We start from the raw sequence: 19,431 nt of genomic DNA on the forward strand, positions 1-19,431 counted from the left end.
AAATCGGAGGGCAACAGCGATCGTAAGGACAATCCGTCATCGTAGTGGTCTCATACACAAGCTTTTGTCAAGCGCTAGTTTTGGTTTTGAACCAGATTAATGGGGACAAGGAGTTATGAAATGGAAACAACGATTAGGGTACAATTATTAGAACTAGCTGAAGAGAAATATCAGAAATTCTCTGCAGCGCTTATTCCAAATATCAGTAATGTGATGGGTGTGCGTATTCCGGAGCTTCGTAAGTTGGCCGCAAAAATAGCTAAAGGAGATTGGCGTACTTATCTGGAACATGCCGAAAATGAGTACTTCGAGGAAAAGATGTTGCAAGGCATGGTAATCGGCTATGTAGAAATGGATATAGTAGAAAGACTGTCATATGTCGCAGTTTTTGTCCCTAAAATTGATAATTGGTCAGTATGTGATAGTTTCTGTGCAGGACTTAAGTTCACGAAAACGAATAAGGAAAAAGTATGGGAGTTTCTACAATCGTATCTATCATCTAACGAAGAGTACGAGATACGCTTTGGTGTAGTGATGCTTCTTGATTACTATATCGGAGAAGAGTATATTATCCGCGTGTTGCAACAGTTGGATGAGGCGAAACATGAAGGTTATTATGTGAAAATGGCTGTGGCATGGGCGATTTCCATATGTTATGTGAAGTTGCCTGAACCAACGATGGCCTACTTAAAAAACAATACACTCGATAACTTCACATATAATAAAGCTCTACAAAAGATTACAGAGTCTCTACGGGTGGATCAAGAAACTAAACAGATGATTCGTAGTATGAAACGTAAATAAACCGATTTTCTACACCACTGTAGAAATCGGTTTTTCTTTTTCTAAATTAATCCGAGCCTTAAGTTATTTCGGAGTATCCAGATAATCTTCAGCATTTAAAGACATTTTATTAAGGAGTTTCAAAGCATATGCTTGTTCATCCACAGATAAATCCTTCGTTGTAATACTGCTCCATCCTGACAAAATGGACGTAAGTTTTGATTTGAAGGCGTGCGCTTTATCTGTCAGATACAATTTCTTTATTCGTTTATCAACACTGAACGTTTTCCTTTCTACATATCCTTCTTTCTCTAATTTTGCAATTGCTCTAGCGGTGGTACCCTTGTCCATCTTTAATAGCTGAGCTATTTCGTCCTGAGATATACCTTCATGTTCATATAACACTGCAAGGAATTGATATTGACCTGCACCTAGTTGGTATTCTTTTAATTGTTCATTCATATAAACATTTCCGTATCGATGTAGCAATGAAATCCAACGGCCAATTGACTCTGATTTAGTTATATCCATTTGTAGTCCCCTTTCAGAGGTTAACATCCTAATTCTATTATTCTCATTGTAAGCTATATTTCCTCGTTTAAACAAACAAGTAGAAGGATTGATTCATGAAGAGTCATAGTGTATTATTAGTTGCATAGACAACCATATTCATATATAACTAATTTATATGCTATTAAATATGATTTATATTGGTTGTCTTAGCAATTATATGTCATATTGAATGACGGGGTCAAACATATTGATTCGAAATAATTAGGATAGAGAGATGATGATCATAGAGACGATTAGACATAAAGTGAACCCTCTTAATATGAGTAGTAAGGCAAGATTTATAATGTTAGCCATTTTAATTCTTGGATCATTCTCAGCTCTATTAAATCAAACTCTATTGAATGTCGCCATTCCAGAATTGAGTAAGGTTTTTAATTTAGAAGTGAGTACCGTTCAGTGGTTAAGTACAGGATTTATTATGGTGAATGGTATAGTCATTCCTATCACGGCCTATCTCATAGGGAAATTCTCTACCAGACAACTATTTATAAGTGCCATTGGACTTTTTACAATCGGTACGATAGTAAGCGCTGCAGCACCTAGCTTTTCTTTTTTGCTAACAGGACGATTACTTCAAGCAGCTGCAGCTGGCGTGATGATGCCACTTGTACAAACAGTCATTTTTAGTTTATTTCCTCCTGAGAAAAGAGGGAAAGCGATGGGCATGGTTGGTATTGCCATGACATTCGCCCCTGCCATTGGTCCGACCTTATCTGGCTGGGTTCTACAGCACTATTCTTGGAGAGTTTTATTTTACATTGTCATTCCAATAGGGGTTACAAACATCATTCTAGCCTACTTCTTCCTACGGAACGTTACAGAAAAAAGTAATCCAAGATTTGATTTCCTAGGTGTCATTACCTCGACAATCGGATTAGGATCGTTATTATACGGATTCTCGATGGCAGGAAGTGTAGGTTGGGATGCAGCACAAGTGATCATAACAATCATCGTAGGTGTTGTTTTTATAAGCTTATTCATATGGCGTGAGTCGGTGGCTGAACAACCTATGCTTAACTTAGCCGTGTTTAAAAATAAACAGTTTTCGATCACCATTGCCATTATTGCATTTGTTGCACTTGCTATGTATAGTGTGGAGCTTTTAACCCCTGTCTATATTCAAAATATTTTAGGACATACGACATTTCGCACGGGTTTAATTCTACTACCTGGTGCCATTATTATGGGGATCATGTCACCTATAGCTGGGATCATTTTAGACCGTTATGGCATACGCCCATTAACTTTCATTGGAATGTCTCTACTTGTCGTGACGTCTTGGCTATATACGACTTTGAGTTTAGATTCTAGTTTGTTATATGTAACCGTTCTGTACTCTATTTTTATGTTAGGAATCTCGTTAATCATGATGACCGTCATGACACATGGATTAAATCAACTTCCAATGTCCCTAAGTAGACACGGTGCAGCTGCTGCCAATACAGTTCGAATGGTTTCTGGTTCAATTGGTACAGCGTTACTGACAACCATTATGTCAACACAAACGAAACGTTATTTACCTGAATTATCAAATGGGTTGTCAGAATCTGTAGCGATGAAAGAGGCAAGCATTCTTGGAATGCAAGATGCTTTTCTTGTGACTTCTATATTGGCTGTTATCATATTTATGATGACTTTTTTCCTCAAGAAAAAAGATGTGAGATGACAAAATATTGTTTAAAAACTAGACTTTTCTGGTAGCAGTCTAATGAATAAGGATAAAGAAGCCGGAGAAAGAGCAGTGATACTCTTTCTCTGGCTTCTATCGTGAACGTTCCTAATCCTCGATGGCTGCCTTTTTCGTATTAATCGCGCGGATGATCTCTGGATCGAGTTTAGATTTTCTGTCGTAGGTATATAAGCCGTTAACTTCCTGCTCTACATCATACAGCTGTGTGTAGCAGAAGCCGAACATACTCGGGTTATCGAGCAATGTTGTGGTGAGACCATCATAGCGAGCGATGAATTCTTCAATGCTCTTCGGGCGGTCTCCGTAGCCCCACGAGTTCTGGTCCTGCTGGCCAGGATTCCACCAGATGCCGCCGTATTCGCTGACGAAATAAGGCTGACCATCATACGTTTGGCGGTCGGGGAATGTGTTGAACATTTCGCCACCATCAGCCATAGGCGCATACCGAGCCCGGAATGATTCCGGATTCTGATCGTAGTCGTGCACATCGTATATATCGGTCACAACGTGGAAATTTCCGCTCGTATCGATCACAGGACGGGTCGGATCGATCGCTTTGGTCGTTTCGTACACGATTCGTAGTACTTCGTTATCCTGACGTGCGCCGTTGTCAGAATCCCATGTTTCATTGAACGGGCACCAGCCGATCAGGCTTGGGTGGTTAAAGTCGCGCTCAACGCCTTCAATCCACTCTGGGAGGAATTGCATGAGCCCTTGCGCAGTAGATATATCCAGTCCCCAGTTGGCATGCTCGCCCCATACAAGGTATCCGAGCTTATCGGCCCAATACAGGAAACGGGGCTCGAACATCTTTTCGTGGAGTCGTGCGCCATTAAAGCCAAGCCCCATCGATATTTCAATGTCGCGTTTCAAATCATCATCGGTTGGAGCGGTATAGATGCCCTCCGGATAGAAGCCTTGGTCGAGGACGAGTCGCTGAAAGACCGATTTGCCGTTAATTCGGAAAGCCATTCCGTCGAGCTGGATTGTACGAAGACCGAAATAGGAGACAGCTGAATCAATGATCGTATCGTCGCTGACAATTTTTAAATTCAAATCATATAGGTTGGGTGAACCTGCTTGCCACAGATGAATATCTGATAAAGGTAGCGTCAACTTCGCCGACGAGCCACCGATGTTCACGGATGCCGCGCCAGCTGGCTTGTTATCAAAGGAAGCATCACATGCAAGTTGAAGTCCTTTCACTGCACCGCTTAATTTCGCCTCCAAATGGATGCAGGCATTCTCAGGGTCCGGCGTTATACGGAAGGAAGAGATATAAGTATCAGGTACGGATTCGAGCCATACTGTCTGCCAAATGCCGGTTGTCCGCGTATAATCGCAGCCATGGGAATGATAAGCAGCAGATTGTTTGCCGCGTGGTTGGAGACCGGACCTAACGTCGTCCTGAGCATAAACCGTAATCGTATTGTCACCTTGTTTCAAGGCATTTGTAATATCAAACATGAACGACGAGTAGCCTCCGCGGTGCGATCCAACAAACTGCCCATTAATCCAGACCTCTGTTTTGTAATCGACAGCCCCGAAATGAAGCAGAGTTGTACTGCCGGACCATACTTCAGGCGTTGTGAAGCTACGCTTGTACCAGACGGCATCCATAAAGTCAGTGTTGCCGATGCCGGATAATCTGCTCTCGGGACAGAAAGGTACAACAATCGACTGGTTCAACCGGATGTCATCCATCTGTAAACCGCGAGCCTTTCCACTACGCCCATGATCGATCTCAAACTGCCATTCTCCGTTCAAATTCAGCCACTGTTCACGAACAAACTGAGGTCTTGGATATTCGGGACGCGGTAACTTGTTTGCTGGCATAAGAACCCTCCATTTAGTTAATCTAAAAGTTAATTAAATAACAAATAAGTATGATACACGATCATAATAGTGCTATTTCCTTCATCTGTCAATATGTTATATTCTTTATTATTGAAGATTATCCTGGAATCATATGATTTAGTTGATTGGTTAACTTATTGGTTATATAATGATTGGAATGGCTTAGATTAAAAGGAGGATCGGCATCATGCAAACCATAGAAGTGAACAGCGGTAACCTGCCGTTTCTGGAATGTTTATCGTCAGGAACTCGAATCAGAATTATTGAGTTATTGAATGACAGACCGATGAATATCGGGGAGCTGGCCGAGGCGATTGACGTTTCTTCCGCCATTATTACGAAGCATATTCAGAAGATGGAGCGTGTGGGTATTATCGCGTGCGAGAGTGCTGTCGGCAAGCGGGGGATGCAGAAGTTGTGTTCGCTTAAGCTCGAATCCATTAACCTTCAATTCAAATCGGGTAAGCCACAGCCTAAGAAAAGCTACACCGTCTCGATGCCAGTCGGTCAATATGCCGCCTCCGAGGTGAATCCGACATGCGGTCTTGCCTCCGAGTTGAAAATGATCGGCATGGTCGATGATCCGCGCTATTTTGCCGATCCCGAGCATGTGCAAGCGAAGCATCTGTGGTTCGGTAGCGGGTGGGTCGAGTACCGTATTCCGAATTTCCTGCTGAGCAATCAGGTGCTTAAACGGCTGGAGATATCACTCGAGATATGCTCGGAAGCGCCGGGATTCAACGAACATTGGCCTTCTGATATTAGTTTCTTCATCAATGGAGTCGAAGTAGGAATGTGGACGTCACCGGGAGATTTCGGCAGTAAACAAGGCATATTTACGCCAGACTGGTGGTATCACGGTACGCAGCATGGTCTGCTCAAGACGGTGGCCGTAATGGAAGAGGGCACTTACATGGATGGTGTTAGGATATCGGACGTGACGACACGAATGCTCGGTATCGAATTTAGCAAGGAGGTGACGCTACGGATAGCATCGCTGACAACGGCAAATAATTGCGGTGGAGTAACGTTGTTTGGTAAGGGATTTGGTAATTACGACCAGGAAATAGAAGTCAATATGTATTATTGATTCATTACTTCTAAAAGTCTAACGTGATACAATAAAATGGTATAACTCCTCCCCTAGCTAGACAGGCGGAGGAGTTTCTATTAGTATGGAGATATCATTAGCAAGCTAAGTAATTAGTTTTGGAAGGAGTAAAGAAGATGGTAAACGAAGATATTCGCATATTATTAAGTAAGTTAGGTGCTAAGTCGAGAAAAAGTTATTCCGATGCACTCGGAAATCTACATATCCACGTTGGACAGGAACATGCCTTATATCAATTATGGCAGGAAGATGGTATTGCTCAGTCCCAGTTGAGTGCGAGAATGGGTTGTGAGCCACCAACATTGAGTAATATGTTAAAAAAATTAGAAGAATACGGTCTAGTTACTAGAATACAGGATGCAAATGATGCTCGTATTAGCCGTGTATACCTAACAGAGAAAGGTAGGGCACTTGAACAACCTCTAGAGGAAATATGGTTCAGACATCAAGAGAAATTGTTGAATGGCGTATACCCAGAGGAGAAATTATTGTTAAGACGTCTACTACAACAATTGATTGATAACTTGAATGAATGATTTCTGAATGACCTATTGATTAGCATGCTAATCTAAAGAGCAACAAATCTAGTAAACATTAACTTAAAGAAGAATAAGGAGACTATCATGTCAATTCAGCTAGAGAACAAACATAGAACTGGACCCATCTTAACGGTACTTTTAATTGGTGCCATTGCAGCAGTTTTAAATCAAACGGTGCTCAACGTGGCGCTACCGACATTATCGAAGGAGTTTGATGTTCCAACTTCAACAGCACAATGGTTAATTACGCTTTATATGCTCGTAAGTGGCGTGTTCATTCCCATTACAGCATTTCTAATGGATCGTTTTTCTACACGTCAGTTATTTTTCACATCGATGATTACTTTTTCATTGGGAACGGTAATTTGTGGAGTAGCACCAACCTTTGTGATACTTTTGCTAGGCCGAGTAGTCCAAGCGATCGGGGCAGGTATCGTGATGCCTTTATTGATTAATGTCGTTTTCCGACTCTTTCCAAAGGAGAAGCGCGGGGCTGCAATGGGGATTGTTGGAGTAGCTATTATGTTTGCACCAGCAGTAGGCCCTACGTTATCAGGGCTATTGATTACACAATTATCATGGAGATATGTTTTTTTTGCTGTTTTGCCATTTTCACTCATTGCATTAATATCTTCATTTTTTATACTGAAAAATGTTTCTGAGCCGAGACCAGCGAAGCTGGATATTGTAAGTGTCATTACCTCCACATTTGGATTTGGCGGAATTTTATATGGTTTTGGTGTAGCAGGTAAACTAGGTTGGGGAAGCATTCCCGTCATGAGTGCTTTATTGATAGGTGTGATCTCACTTACATTATTTGTCTACCGTCAACTCACGACGGAAACACCCATGATTGATTTAAGAATATTCAAATCATTAGAATATACTTTATCAATTATCATAAGCTTTTTCGTAAATGGTGTCATTTACTCAGCAATGATTTTATTGCCAATCTATCTGCAAAGCAGTCGGGGCATGACTGCATTAGAATCAGGGTTGTTTCTCTTACCAGGTAGTATTGTCATGGCCATCATGTCACCCATTGCAGGGAAACTATATGATCGTCACGGAATGAAATGGATTGGAATTATGGGTGTGAGTTTACTTGTTATATCAACCGCATTATATACTAATCTAACGTATACGACAGGGATTGTATTGATGAGTGTTATCTATATGGTGCGTTCCTTTGGAGTAACTTTTCTAACGATGCCACTGATGACAGCTGGATTAAATTCATTACGACCTGAATTACAAGGTCATGGTACGGCTATGCAGAATACGCTCCAATCGATTGCTGGCGCTATAGGAACTGCCGTTATGACCACAATCATGACAACTCAAACAAATCTGTTTATAACGAAAGAAATAGCGATAACTGGCCAAGTTAATCCTACATCGGAACAGTTGATCGGAATTTCAGCAAACGGATTACTCCATGGCATTAATACATCATTCGTAACAGCAACTATCTTTGCAGCTGTCGGGCTAATAAGTATGATTGTATTGGCGGTTGCGCTTGATAAGAAGAAGAAAAAAATGAAGACCGTTGAAATTGTCTAGTACTAATTTATTTTCCATAACATCATCTGTTGGAATGTGAGCCATGACAAATCTATATTGTAGGCACAAACCTCTGAACGTAAAAGGGGAATCTAAATATGCCATTTGTGTAATTCATAGAGACGGGTATACAATAGTAAGCGGATGGCAGTTTTCTTGTTCTTACAATGAATTGGTATTTGAAAGTAAAGTGTGTTATTGATGAAATATTCAACCTTAGAAATGGAGTGTCTAGATGAGTAAAGATAGAGTGTGGAACAAAGGGAAACATAATGGTGGAGCGTCGAGAGTAGATAAAAGTAAAGTGCTGGCGAAACCGGTAGAACCGGTGTCACTTGAAGATAGTGATGGATTTTCTAAAGAACCATTAAATAGTGTACGACGAATGGATCGCAAAAATTGGGTAGAAAGACCCGTTCGAGTAGACCCCAAAAAACCGAATTAAACTTACTTGCTTGCAAAGGAATGATATTGTCATGCAGATTAAAATTGGAATTATCGGAACGCGAACGGTTGTTGAAAAAATAGCTAGTGTGATTCAATCTTTTCCGACTTTCGTTCCGGTTATACGAATCGTGAATGATGAGGAAGAGACGGTACATATTGCTGAGCAGCTTAGTAAGGATGTAGAACTACTCCTTCTATCTGGACCACTCTCACATCGGAAGGTGAAAGAGATTGTGCCCTTATCGGTTCCAGTACACTATGTTCCTCTTACAGGAGCGGGTTTGTACAAGGCGCTATTTCATTCTATGCAATCGGGTAAACTGGAGGGGGGGATATCCGTTGATACCCTTACAAGGACAATCGTTATTCGAACATTACATGATCTCGAGCTAGATGGGACAAAAGTGGTTGTTTATGATGGTCCTGCGTATTCTTCACCTGATAGTCTCGTCGCTTTTCATCAAAAACAAGCTGAATCAGGAACTTGCTCCATCGCCTTAACCGGGGTGGAGCAAGTAGCCCAACAACTAACGAATCTACAAGTGTCGAATGAGTGGTTGGTACCGTCCGAACAGGATATTATTGTATCTCTGGAGCGTGCGTTACTATCTTCGGAATCACGACGTGGAAAGGAATCACAGATTGTTGTCGGGATGATTAATGTCGATGACTTCGGTAAACTGGTCATGAAACGAAATAGTGAGCATGAGGTACAGAAGTTGAAGCTGGACATCCATCGGACAGTGCTGGGATATGTGGAATCGTTAGATGGTTATTTGACGTCATTGGGTGGAGATGAGTATCTCTTTTTTACAACACGTGGGATCTTTGAGAGGGAAACAGGGGGCTATAAGACGATTCCTCTCGCCAAGGATGCGAATAAATCATTCGGAATATCTCTAAGTATGGGGATTGGATTCGGAATCTCGGCGAATGTAGCAGGTATGAATGCCAGAGTAGCGCTACGTAAATCTAAGGAAGCCGGAGGCAATACTTGTTTTATCGTTAGAGAAGACCAGACACTAATTGGACCGTTAGAGATGGCTGATCCTGTTCAGACTGTTCTATCGCCTATGAATGCAGAGCTCGTCAAAAGAGCAGAGGATGCTGGAATGACGAGTGCCTACCTTAGCAAGCTTTTGAGTCAAATGGCTCGTTTCGGTAAATGTGAATATAAAGTTCACGATCTGGCCGCTCTACTAGAAGTGACAGTGAGAAGTGCACATCGGTTACTATTGCTTTGGATTGACAATGGTTTGGTTGAGATCGCTGGTTTGGAGAAGATGCCGAAGGGCAGACCCAGACAAATATTTCGATTCTCTTTTTTGACTGATAAATCACTCTGAGCCAAGGCCGTTAATAGCTTCTTTCTCCCGCCATTTAAGGACAATTTAAAGACCTGTCTTTATATCGGTATATTCAGTATGCTATAGATATAAACATACAAGGAGGAGAATGAAAGTATGAAAACAGTTGCGGATTTAGAGGCCAAATTAGCCGAACCATCAGAAGCATTGATTAAAGATCTATCGAAGGTCGATGGGGATATTGTCTTACTAGGGGTAGGGGGCAAGATGGGGCCTAGTTTAGCAAGATTGGCAGTAAATGCTATCCGTGAGGGTGGTCTTTCCAAGCGTGTCATAGGTGTCTCACGCTTCTCCAATGAGGAAGCAAGACGTGAGTTGGAGGAAGCGGGTGTTGAGACGATATCCTGTGATCTTCTAAACGATGATGAATTGAATGCTCTGCCGAACGCGGAGAATGTGATCTATATGGCGGGTAATAAATTTGGTACGACTGGAAAAGAGCATTTTACTTGGGCGATGAATACCTATTTACCAGGAAGAGTTGCAGAAAAGTACAAAGATTCTCGTATCGTTGTCTTTTCTTCAGGAAACATCTATCCATTCTCTCCTGTTAGTAGTGGAGGTTCAGATGAGACTGTGGCGCCGGAACCGATTGGAGAGTATGCGCAATCCTGTCTTGGTCGGGAACGAATCTTCGAATATCATTCGCATAAGAATGGAACTCCTATGGCCATGTATCGCTTGAATTATGCCAATGATATGCGTTATGGCGTACTTTTGGAACTGGCTAAAGCCATTAATGAGGGTCGTTCGATTGATCTATCAACAGGCTATGCTAACGTGATTTGGCAAGGGGATGCTAACTCAATGGCACTACGTTGCTTAACAGAATGTACCAGTCCTCCAACGATTGTAAATATTACGGGACCTGAAACGATGTCCATTCGCTGGGCTGCAACAGAATTTGGGAAACGTCTTGGTAAAGATGTCATATTTGAAGGTACAGAGTCAGCAACAGCACTATTAAATAATGCATCACGTTCACATCAGTTATTTGGCTATCCAACGGTACCTTTACTTCAAATTATGGATTGGATGTCTGAATGGGTACAGCTTGGTGGAGCGACTTGGAACAAACCGACTCATTTCCAAGAACGGAAGGGGAAATTCTAATGATAACGAAATCAACTTTATCACCTGAGTTAATGCAAGCGCTTCATGACGGTCTTGTTATTCCTGCGCATCCCTTAGCATTGGATGAGAACCGCAAGCTGGACGAACGCCATCAGCGGGCTTTAACCCGTTATTACATGGCATCGGGCGCTGGAGGAATTGCTATTGGCGTCCATTCAACACAATTCGAAATTCGCGATGAGCAGTATAATCTCTTTGAACCCGTTCTGAGAATGGCGGCCGAAGAAATTGACAAAGCCAAGCTTGAGCGTCCGTTTATTAAAGTGGCGGGAATATGTGGTCCTACTAAGCAAGCATTAGCAGAAACACGCATCGCACTTGACCTTGGATATGATGCAGCGCTTCTTAGTATGGGAGGACTTAACGGTTGGAGTGAACAAGAAATTCTCAAACGCACGGAAGAAGTTGCAGCATTGATGCCAGTCATCGGATTCTATATGCAACCATCCGTAGGCGGCAGAATCTTTACCTATGATTTCTGGCTACAGTTCTCAGAAATTCCGAATGTTGTAGCCATTAAGATGGCTCCATTCAATAGGTATCAGTCAATCGACGTCGCACGTGCCGTTTGTCACTCCAGTAGACGAGATGAAATTGCCCTATACACTGGTAATGACGATAACATCGTGAATGATCTGCTCACGACATTCCGGTTTAATGTAGACGGAGTGACTGTGGAAAAGAGCATAGTTGGAGGTTTACTTGGTCACTGGGCGGTATGGACAAACAAAGCAGTGAAGCAACTCGAAGATATTAAAGATATTCGCGATAACGCTGAAATTCCACGGGAATGGTTAACCCTGAACATCCAAGTGACAGATTCGAATGCTGCATTCTTTGACCCTGCACATCAGTTCGAAGGCTGTATTCCTGGAATTCATGAGGTACTCCGCAGACAAGGTCTGTTGAAAGGTACTTGGTGCCTAAATCCTAATGAGACGTTATCACCGGGGCAATCAGAGGAAATCGATCGTGTCTACGACCAATATCCACATCTTCATGATGATGAATTTGTTGCTACACATCTTAAGGATTGGCTTTCATAAAATTAATGTACATTCCGGGAATATGAATAGGAGGTACAATCGTGAGGTTTAAAGATGTGTTCTCTATTATCGGTCCGAGCATGATCGGACCTTCCAGTTCCCATACCGCAGGCGCTGTTCGACTAGGAAGAACTGCACGGCAAATTGCAGGAAGCTTGCCTGAGAAAGCGGATATCCATTTCTACGGATCATTCGCCGATACGTATCGTGGTCATGGCACAGATCTGGCAATTGTAGCGGGGCTGTTAGATTACGATACGGATGATTATAGAATTAAAGATGCCATTACGCTAGCCGAGGAATCCGGTTTAGTCGTGAATTTTCACACTGGGGAAAAGCCGAAACCGGGTGTTCATCCGAATACGGCGATGTTGATCCTACAATGCGGGGATCAGATAACGCGGGTAATGGGCTGTTCGATCGGTGGTGGCAATGTCGAAATTGTAAGCGTCAACCATTTCGATGTGAAGTTTACGGCGATATACCCCACTTTATTAATTTTTCACGACGATAAGCCCGGCATGATTGCCGAGATGACAGATATACTCAAAGTTTCGAATACAAATATCGGATTTATGGAGGTGGATCGCAAATCGAGGAGCGGAGATGTGTTGACCGTGATTGAGAGCGATGAAGCGATACATCCAGAAGTGATTGCTCAAATAAGTTCCTTAGCGAATGTTACTCAAGTTTGTGTCATTGATCTTACCAGTAAGGAGGCGGAATATGAGATTCTCGAATCTGGCACAACTGATTGAATTATGTGAGTTAGAGTCATTGTCGATCGGTCAACTGATGATTATGGAGCAAGCTCAGGAATCGGGGAAAAGCGAATCGTACGTAATAGCCCAAATGGCTGAATACTATCAGATCATGAAAGAAGCTGTACGCAAAGGATTAGAAGAAAATACGAAATCACGTAGCGGTCTTACGGGTGGCGATGCACAGCGTGTACAAACTTATTTTCGAAATAATGTATCTGCTTTAGGTACGGAAGCATGTACAGCTTTAGCTTATGCGTTAGCTGTGTCAGAGGTTAACGCTTCAATGGGTCGAATCATCGCGACACCGACAGCAGGCTCCTGTGGAATTATTCCAGGTGTATTCGTTAGTTCACAGGAAAGATTCGGATGGGAAGACGAGATGTTAGTGAATGGGTTATTCACTGCTGGTGCCATAGGTTATGTTATTGCTAACAATTCTTTCGTCTCGGGAGCAGAAGGTGGATGTCAAGCCGAGATAGGATCAGCGATAGGAATGGCTGCTGGAGCATTAACCGAACTTCGTGGCGGAACACCAGAGCAAGCTGTACACTCCGTTGGGCTTGCACTTAAAAATTCGTTAGGTCTCATTTGCGACCCGGTAGCTGGGTTGGTGGAAATACCATGTATCGTAAGGAATGGCTTCGGAGCAGTGACAGCATTAACAGCTTCGGATATGGCGCTTGCTGGAATTCGAAGTGTTATTCCATCCGATGAAGTCATTAGCGTCATGTTAGAGGTGGGGACGAACATGCCTGCGAAGCATAGGGAAACTGCGAAAGGCGGCTTAGCTCAGACGCCTACAGGTCGCAAAATTATGAAGGAACTCTATGGGAAGGGTGGCGTAAAGCCGTCATGAGCTTCCTTGATTCGGGTAGTAGACTAGCGCCAGAGTTGATTGCCTTTCGAAGAACGTTACATCGTTTCCCTGAACTTAGTTTACAAGAATCGGAGACAGCGGCCAAGGTTGCACAGCAACTTGAGCAATTAGGTATTCCGTACCGAATGGGAGTCGGAGGGCATGGTATAGTAGCTGAATTACAAGGAGAATGTCCAGGTCCAGTAATAGCGCTACGCGCTGATATGGATGCACTTCCAATTCAGGAAGAAACCGATCTATCCTATTCCTCGACCCGTCCTGGTATTATGCATGCATGTGGACATGATGCTCATACGGCGATATTGGTAGGCGCTGCAAAGCTACTTGTAGATCAGAAATTGAAGGGATCTGTGAGGTTCATCTTTCAAGCTGCTGAGGAAGTAAATGCCGGTGCCAAAGCAATGATTGCTGAAGGTGTCTTGAATGGAGTGGATGAGATTTATGGGTTGCATAATCTCCCGACATTATCTGCTGGTATGACTGCTACACGCTATGGATCGTTGATGGGTTCTGTCGATAGAATTGAGATCAGCTTGGAAGGAAAAGGGGGACACGGAGCGATGCCTGATCAGAGCATCGACCCTGTTGTGTGCGCATCAGCAATCGTCATGGCGCTCCAAAGTATCGTCAGCAGGGAAGTGTCACCATTTGATCCAGTAGTAATAACGATCGGAAGTATTGTATCTGGTGACGCTAACAACGTTATTCCCAAGAATGCTGTGATGACCGGAACAATTCGCACCTTCGACCCGTTGGTTCAACAATTTATGCCCGAGCGGGTCGAGCGGATCGTCAAACAAATTGCCGATGCTTATCGATGCCAAGGCGTTGTGAAATATATCCATCAAGTACCGGTATTAGTAAACCATGAGGCGAATGTGCGACATGTGGATTCTATCATTGATCGTATGATCGGTGAAGAACGCCGAATTACGGCGAAGCCTACGATGGCCGGAGAAGATTTCTCAATTTATTTACGTCAAATTTCAGGTTGTTTCTTCTGGCTTGGATCAGGACCTATCGATAACGCAGAACAGGCTTTCGGACTGCATCATCCCAAATTCACTCTTAATGAAGACTGTATTCCATTGGGAGCTTCATTACTAGCAGAAATTGCAACTCAGCGATTATCTGATTTATCAAGATAGAATGAACTGAAGTTTACACTCCTCTAAAAGTAAAGGGATAGGTGTGTGGTGAAATGAAGGAACTAAAGATTGGTATCGTAGGCACAGATACATCTCATGTCGTTGCCTTCACTCAATTATTGAATGACGTTAACGATATGTATCATATTCCTGGGGGAAAGGTTGTAGCTGCATTCCCTGGAGGGTCTCCCGATTTCCCGCTAAGTATTTCCCGCGTGGAAGGATTTATGGAGACGTTAAGCAAGAAGTATAGTGTTCGCAGAATGGAAACACCGGAAGAGGTTGCCGCGAGTTGTGATGTCATATTATTGGAATCTGCCGATGGCAGAATTCATCTTGAGCAATTTCGACGAATTATCTCTTACGGGAAGCCCATATTTATCGACAAGCCGCTTGCGTTAACTTCTAAGGCTGCTCTTGAGATCATGAATATCGCTGAGAAATCGCAGATTCCAATCATGAGTTGTTCTTCTTTACGATATGCGGAACAATTGACACGTGATTTAGAACGTAAGGATCAATCTAACATTACCGGAGCGGAAGTATACGGTCCGTTGAATGTGGAGCCGACACAATCCTATTATTTCTGGTATGGCATCCATTCCGTCGAAATGTTATATGCAATAATGGGACCCGGATGTGATCATGTAAGCGTCAGCAGTCATGAACAATACGACCTAATAACCGGTCACTGGAAAGACGGACGTGTTGGAACTGTTCGATGCAATCGTAATGGGGATAGCAACTTTGGTGCAAGTATCCACAGAGAAGAGGGAACATCTGTTGTAGATATCCAAGAAGGAACCAAACCATTCTATGCAAGCTTATTAGAGCAGGTTATGACCTTTTTTCAAACGGGGGATTCTCCGATTGAATGGTCGGAAACGGTTGAAATCATTCGTTTTCTGGAAGCAGCGGAAGAAAGTAAGGAACAACAGAGTATCGTCAGCTTGAATGAACAATCATAGTTGATGATGACTGAAAATAGCCGAGGTGACAGCTAAATGTATAACATAATCAAACTAAGAGATCACTCTGTACTTGATTTCGCCTACGAAGAATTATGTGAAATTGCAGCATCTCAGAGTGCGAACAGTCATGATGAGATGGATGAGAAAGCAGAACAATGGGTGATCGGTACATGGAAGGATTGCGAGAATCAATTATCTTTAGATGAATCTGTAAGTGTGTGGCCATGGACAACGCTAGGTTACAGTGCTTATGATCACGATACCTATTCCATTATTCGCAAGGGGCATCAATGGATACTGACAGGGAAAAGCGAACGATCCACTTTATACGCAGTTTATGAGTATTGTAAGAAACATTGGCAAATGGAATGGATTTATCCAGGAGAATCCTCCGTTTTCGTTCCAAGATTGGCGTCTCAAGGCGTGGAAGTTAACATTGATCAGCCTGTATTTGAACGTAGAGGATTTGTATATGAGAATCTGAAAGATGAAGACTATTTAATTGATGTAGTGGATTGGCTAGCTAAGAATAAGATCAACGAGTTATTCTTAACTTTTCCATTATGGCAGCATTTAAGGCATGCGCTACAACCAGAGTTGCAAAAAAGAGGAATAAGTTTAACTCTCGGAGGTCACAGCATGAAGTTCTTCACCGAGGGATTGCATGCAATTGGGATGAATCATGACGGTTCTGCACCCGCATTTGCCGGGTATAAGCAACTGAACTATGAAGATGAGAGTTGGCAGCAAATTGTAATCTCTGATATATTAACTTATTGCCAAACGATACCTATGCTCACAAGAATTTCGTTATGGCCTGAGGATACGGCAGTTTCCGATGATCAAATTCAAATGAAGAAGGATCCATTCATCGCTTTATATTTACGGTTCACGGAACGTTTGCAAGAGGCCTTCACTAATGCTGAATCTGAAGTGAAAGCGGAACATATTGCTTATAATGCAGGTCTTTCTTGGGATATGCTTGAGCTGCAGGAAGGTATGGAAACTTCTTCAGAAGTGGATACGTTATTCGCCTATTGGGGAAGGGACTATAGTCAAGGTTTCCCTGAGTGTAAACGTAAAGAAGAACAGCGGGCATATCAAATGTTAGAGAGCTGGGTAGAAGGAACGAAGAAGAGTAATAAAGACCTAGCCATTTTCGAATATTACAGTGATCATTATATGTTAAGCCATCTTTTTCCTAGCATGCCTGAGAGAATATATCATGATCTGACTCAATATCGATCATTAGGGATCAAATCCATCGTAAATCTAGTCGTCCCTTATCCGCAAGCTGGCGATACTTACTCGTGGAAATGGGCGCAAGGATATAATAGTTATGTTTTCGCAAGATCTGCTTGGGGAGATCCATTAACAACCATTATGGAAGATTATTGGTGTTATACCCCGGAAGAAGAACGTGCCTATATCAGACAGACTATGGAAAAAGTAGGAGAGATACTTTCACGAATTTCTTATTTCAACATTCCTCTATTTCCATCGAGAGTAGTTGATGTTCATGTAGCTAGGTTGGATGAGTCTGAATCCATTATACCGATTCTTGAAGAGTTAAATATCTATTTACAATCGGTTGTTTCTGATATGGAATCCTTAAAATTTAAAGAGGAATTTGCCTTTAAGAAATACTTCACCCATCTCCTGATGGTTTCAGGTGAATTGGCTGAGGAATGGAAAGGGAAGTTGGATAGAAATGTTTAGTAATTTCTATGAACTATTCATTAATTCCCTCCACTTTAGCAAATCCCACACTAGTTAAACCGTTGGTACCATTGAATTTTGTTGAAATTTAGATATCAACAGATGTGATATTACAACTAAAATGAAAACGCTTTATTTACGTAAATCATTATCATCCATACAATATGAATTGTCAGGCGAATAGCTGATAACAACAAAAGGGGAGGAAATAAAATGTCAAGAAAAATGCTTAGTATGACACTCGTTTTAGCACTAATGATTTCCGTATTAGCTGCTTGTGGAGGGGGCAACAATAAGAGCGCTGGCACGAACAATACACCAGCCAATACTACTACTCCACCACCAGTAGAAGAAACCGTAGCAGCTCCAGATTACGGTGATACGGGAGGCTTGACGCTTCCATTAGTAGATAAGCCAACAACGGTAACATGGATGATCGCAACTGAGAATCCAGTGAATGACAAAATGATTGCTAAAGAAATTGAAAAGCGTACAGGGATTACTGTTGATTTCCAAACTCATTCTTCGTCGAACTTCCAAGACAAGTTAAGAGTAACGGTTGCCTCCGGTAAACTTCCAGACATTTTCAGCGGTCTGAAAGCTTCTGAACTAAAGAAGATGGGTCAACAAAATGCAGTAGTTGCTATTAATGATTACGTGGATCAACTACCTAACTTTAAAAGATTGTATGTAGAAGAAAATGATTGGGTTACTAAATCATACGGTGATGAAGAAGGAAAAATGTACACTTGGCCTATCTATAACATGAACCGTGATGTAAACCATGGTTTCATGTATAGAAAAGATATTTTCGAGAAAAACAATATCCCTGAGTGGACAGATACAGAAAGCTTCTATCAAGCACTTAAGAAGTTGAAAGAAGTTTATCCTAAATCTTATCCTTTTGCTTCAAAAAATACTGTGAACATCTTTAAAGACTTAGCTTATGGATGGGGAATTGGTGGAACGAACTACCCAATCTATTTTGATGAGAACTCAAAGGATTGGAAATTCGCTTCTACACAACCAGAGAATAAAGAAATGTTAGATTTCATCAAGAAACTGTATAGCGAAGGATTAATTGATCCTGAATTTATTACAGACACATCAGATTCATGGACGGTTAAGATGACAACGGATAAATCTTTCGTTACTTACGATTGGATTGGCCGCTTAGATTTGTTCTATAACCAAATCAGTTCTGTAAATCCTGAATATAACTTGCGTTACGGAAATCCTGTAGGACCAACGGGCAACATTAGAACATTACCGAAGATCGATACGAACTTTGGGATCGCAGTAGCAAACAAAGATAACAAAGAAGCAGCATTGAAATTGCTTGATTATCTGACTAGTCCATCTGGTGCTGCTCTAATGACATTGGGTGTTGAGGGAGAGACTTTCAATTTCGATGCGGACGGCAAACCAGTGTATCCAGAATTGACTGATCTTCCATTGGTTGATATTGGAGTATTAGAAGATAAATACGGTTTATGGCTTGAAGGTGCATACCTTGCTCCAGACAGAAGAAGTGTTTACTATAACTACACTGAAAAAGAACAAGAAGCTCAAGACATGATGGTTTCAGCTAATAAATTCGAACCTGTAGATCCAGTACTGAACTTTACAGATGAAGAAACGTCTACAATTGCCGAAATGCAAACGACACTTCAAAAAGCAGCTGAAGAATTCAATACCAAATATGTATTAGATAAGTCTTATGGGGATGCCCAGTGGGAAGCTTGGAAGGCTAGCGCTGATAAACTAGGCGCATCCGAACTCGCTAAAATCTTCAATGATGCTCAAAAACGCTTTGATGCAGCACAGTAAACAAAAGTCACA

General features: G+C 42.1%; 17 protein-coding genes. 15 read left to right on the plus strand and 2 right to left on the minus strand.

Annotated features, from left to right (window positions below; translation table 11 throughout):
• Positions 1 to 120 precede the first annotated feature (120 nt).
• Positions 121 to 804: a DNA alkylation repair protein gene (locus tag ACP8HI_RS07840; RefSeq protein ID WP_438350549.1), complete on the plus strand. Its 684-nt coding sequence runs from the start codon at positions 121 to 123 to the stop codon at positions 802 to 804.
• A gap of 63 nt (positions 805 to 867) precedes the next feature.
• Here ACP8HI_RS07840 and ACP8HI_RS07845 read toward each other — a convergent pair whose 3' ends face one another.
• Entirely contained in the window at positions 868 to 1,314 is a 447-nt protein-coding gene (locus ACP8HI_RS07845) for a MarR family winged helix-turn-helix transcriptional regulator (protein ID WP_438350550.1), read from the minus strand.
• Positions 1,315 to 1,570: 256 nt separating this feature from the next.
• On the opposite strand from ACP8HI_RS07845, the gene ACP8HI_RS07850 reads away from it, so the two are divergent.
• Positions 1,571 to 3,022 (plus strand): DHA2 family efflux MFS transporter permease subunit, encoded by a 1,452-nt coding sequence (locus ACP8HI_RS07850; protein ID WP_438350551.1) that lies wholly within the window; start codon positions 1,571 to 1,573, stop codon positions 3,020 to 3,022.
• Between the two features lie 111 nt (positions 3,023 to 3,133).
• On the opposite strand, the gene ACP8HI_RS07855 is transcribed toward ACP8HI_RS07850, so the two are convergent.
• Positions 3,134 to 4,882: a glycoside hydrolase family 2 protein gene (locus ACP8HI_RS07855; protein WP_438350552.1), complete on the minus strand. Its 1,749-nt coding sequence runs from the start codon at positions 4,880 to 4,882 to the stop codon at positions 3,134 to 3,136.
• A 208-nt stretch (positions 4,883 to 5,090) separates the two neighbouring features.
• Here ACP8HI_RS07855 and ACP8HI_RS07860 point away from each other — a divergent pair, with 208 nt between their 5' ends.
• The 13 genes from ACP8HI_RS07860 to ACP8HI_RS07920 all read left to right on the plus strand — a co-directional run bounded on the left by ACP8HI_RS07860 (position 5,091) and on the right by ACP8HI_RS07920 (position 19,419).
• Positions 5,091 to 5,993, plus strand: coding sequence for an ArsR/SmtB family transcription factor (locus tag ACP8HI_RS07860; RefSeq protein WP_438350553.1), 903 nt, complete (start codon positions 5,091 to 5,093; stop codon positions 5,991 to 5,993).
• A gap of 137 nt (positions 5,994 to 6,130) precedes the next feature.
• The gene (locus ACP8HI_RS07865; protein ID WP_438350554.1) at positions 6,131 to 6,550 is read left to right on the plus strand and encodes a MarR family winged helix-turn-helix transcriptional regulator; all 420 of its coding nucleotides are present in this window, start codon (positions 6,131 to 6,133) and stop codon (positions 6,548 to 6,550) included.
• A gap of 87 nt (positions 6,551 to 6,637) precedes the next feature.
• Complete coding sequence (locus ACP8HI_RS07870) at positions 6,638 to 8,116, plus strand: DHA2 family efflux MFS transporter permease subunit (RefSeq protein ID WP_438350555.1); 1,479 nt, start codon at positions 6,638 to 6,640, stop codon at positions 8,114 to 8,116.
• 235 nt (positions 8,117 to 8,351) lie between these two features.
• Positions 8,352 to 8,561, plus strand: a complete 210-nt coding sequence (locus tag ACP8HI_RS07875) for a hypothetical protein (RefSeq protein ID WP_438350556.1) — start codon at positions 8,352 to 8,354, stop codon at positions 8,559 to 8,561.
• A gap of 31 nt (positions 8,562 to 8,592) precedes the next feature.
• Positions 8,593 to 9,909, plus strand: a complete 1,317-nt coding sequence (locus ACP8HI_RS07880; protein ID WP_438350557.1) for a hypothetical protein — start codon at positions 8,593 to 8,595, stop codon at positions 9,907 to 9,909.
• Positions 9,910 to 10,026: 117 nt separating this feature from the next.
• A complete protein-coding gene (locus ACP8HI_RS07885; protein WP_438350558.1) occupies positions 10,027 to 11,043 on the plus strand; it encodes an NAD-dependent epimerase/dehydratase family protein in 1,017 nt (338 codons plus the stop codon).
• On the plus strand, positions 11,043 to 12,110 hold the full coding sequence (locus ACP8HI_RS07890) for a dihydrodipicolinate synthase family protein (RefSeq protein ID WP_438350559.1): 1,068 nt from the start codon (positions 11,043 to 11,045) through the stop codon (positions 12,108 to 12,110). Before ACP8HI_RS07885 ends, ACP8HI_RS07890 begins: the two co-directional genes overlap by 1 nt.
• A 41-nt stretch (positions 12,111 to 12,151) precedes the next feature.
• On the plus strand, positions 12,152 to 12,868 hold the full coding sequence (gene sdaAB, locus ACP8HI_RS07895; RefSeq protein WP_438350560.1) for an L-serine ammonia-lyase, iron-sulfur-dependent subunit beta: 717 nt from the start codon (positions 12,152 to 12,154) through the stop codon (positions 12,866 to 12,868).
• Complete coding sequence (gene sdaAA / locus ACP8HI_RS07900) at positions 12,837 to 13,730, plus strand: L-serine ammonia-lyase, iron-sulfur-dependent, subunit alpha (RefSeq protein ID WP_438350561.1); 894 nt, start codon at positions 12,837 to 12,839, stop codon at positions 13,728 to 13,730. The genes sdaAB and sdaAA overlap by 32 nt, the downstream gene beginning before the upstream one ends.
• The gene (locus ACP8HI_RS07905; protein ID WP_438350562.1) at positions 13,727 to 14,899 is read left to right on the plus strand and encodes a M20 metallopeptidase family protein; all 1,173 of its coding nucleotides are present in this window, start codon (positions 13,727 to 13,729) and stop codon (positions 14,897 to 14,899) included. The genes sdaAA and ACP8HI_RS07905 overlap by 4 nt, the downstream gene beginning before the upstream one ends.
• 53 nt (positions 14,900 to 14,952) lie before the next feature.
• Complete coding sequence (locus ACP8HI_RS07910; protein WP_438350563.1) at positions 14,953 to 15,867, plus strand: Gfo/Idh/MocA family protein; 915 nt, start codon at positions 14,953 to 14,955, stop codon at positions 15,865 to 15,867.
• A 36-nt stretch (positions 15,868 to 15,903) separates the two neighbouring features.
• Positions 15,904 to 17,589, plus strand: a complete 1,686-nt coding sequence (locus tag ACP8HI_RS07915) for a hypothetical protein (protein ID WP_438350564.1) — start codon at positions 15,904 to 15,906, stop codon at positions 17,587 to 17,589.
• A gap of 213 nt (positions 17,590 to 17,802) precedes the next feature.
• Positions 17,803 to 19,419, plus strand: coding sequence for an extracellular solute-binding protein (locus ACP8HI_RS07920; RefSeq protein ID WP_438350565.1), 1,617 nt, complete (start codon positions 17,803 to 17,805; stop codon positions 19,417 to 19,419).
• The last annotated feature ends 12 nt before the right edge of the window (positions 19,420 to 19,431 follow it).

This window comes from Paenibacillus sp. FA6 (assembly GCF_051550225.1).
Taxonomy (GTDB): domain Bacteria; phylum Bacillota; class Bacilli; order Paenibacillales; family Paenibacillaceae; genus Paenibacillus_AQ.

Coding starts and splice junctions, on each gene's coding strand:
- ACP8HI_RS07840 (WP_438350549.1), top strand. CDS start 121: ATGGAAACAACGATTAGGGTACAATTATTAGAACTAGCTGAAGAGAAA.
- ACP8HI_RS07845 (WP_438350550.1), bottom strand. CDS start 1,314: ATGGATATAACTAAATCAGAGTCAATTGGCCGTTGGATTTCATTGCTA.
- ACP8HI_RS07850 (WP_438350551.1), top strand. CDS start 1,571: ATGATGATCATAGAGACGATTAGACATAAAGTGAACCCTCTTAATATG.
- ACP8HI_RS07855 (WP_438350552.1), bottom strand. CDS start 4,882: ATGCCAGCAAACAAGTTACCGCGTCCCGAATATCCAAGACCTCAGTTT.
- ACP8HI_RS07860 (WP_438350553.1), top strand. CDS start 5,091: ATGCAAACCATAGAAGTGAACAGCGGTAACCTGCCGTTTCTGGAATGT.
- ACP8HI_RS07865 (WP_438350554.1), top strand. CDS start 6,131: ATGGTAAACGAAGATATTCGCATATTATTAAGTAAGTTAGGTGCTAAG.
- ACP8HI_RS07870 (WP_438350555.1), top strand. CDS start 6,638: ATGTCAATTCAGCTAGAGAACAAACATAGAACTGGACCCATCTTAACG.
- ACP8HI_RS07875 (WP_438350556.1), top strand. CDS start 8,352: ATGAGTAAAGATAGAGTGTGGAACAAAGGGAAACATAATGGTGGAGCG.
- ACP8HI_RS07880 (WP_438350557.1), top strand. CDS start 8,593: ATGCAGATTAAAATTGGAATTATCGGAACGCGAACGGTTGTTGAAAAA.
- ACP8HI_RS07885 (WP_438350558.1), top strand. CDS start 10,027: ATGAAAACAGTTGCGGATTTAGAGGCCAAATTAGCCGAACCATCAGAA.
- ACP8HI_RS07890 (WP_438350559.1), top strand. CDS start 11,043: ATGATAACGAAATCAACTTTATCACCTGAGTTAATGCAAGCGCTTCAT.
- sdaAA (WP_438350561.1), top strand. CDS start 12,837: ATGAGATTCTCGAATCTGGCACAACTGATTGAATTATGTGAGTTAGAG.
- ACP8HI_RS07905 (WP_438350562.1), top strand. CDS start 13,727: ATGAGCTTCCTTGATTCGGGTAGTAGACTAGCGCCAGAGTTGATTGCC.
- ACP8HI_RS07910 (WP_438350563.1), top strand. CDS start 14,953: ATGAAGGAACTAAAGATTGGTATCGTAGGCACAGATACATCTCATGTC.
- ACP8HI_RS07915 (WP_438350564.1), top strand. CDS start 15,904: ATGTATAACATAATCAAACTAAGAGATCACTCTGTACTTGATTTCGCC.
- ACP8HI_RS07920 (WP_438350565.1), top strand. CDS start 17,803: ATGTCAAGAAAAATGCTTAGTATGACACTCGTTTTAGCACTAATGATT.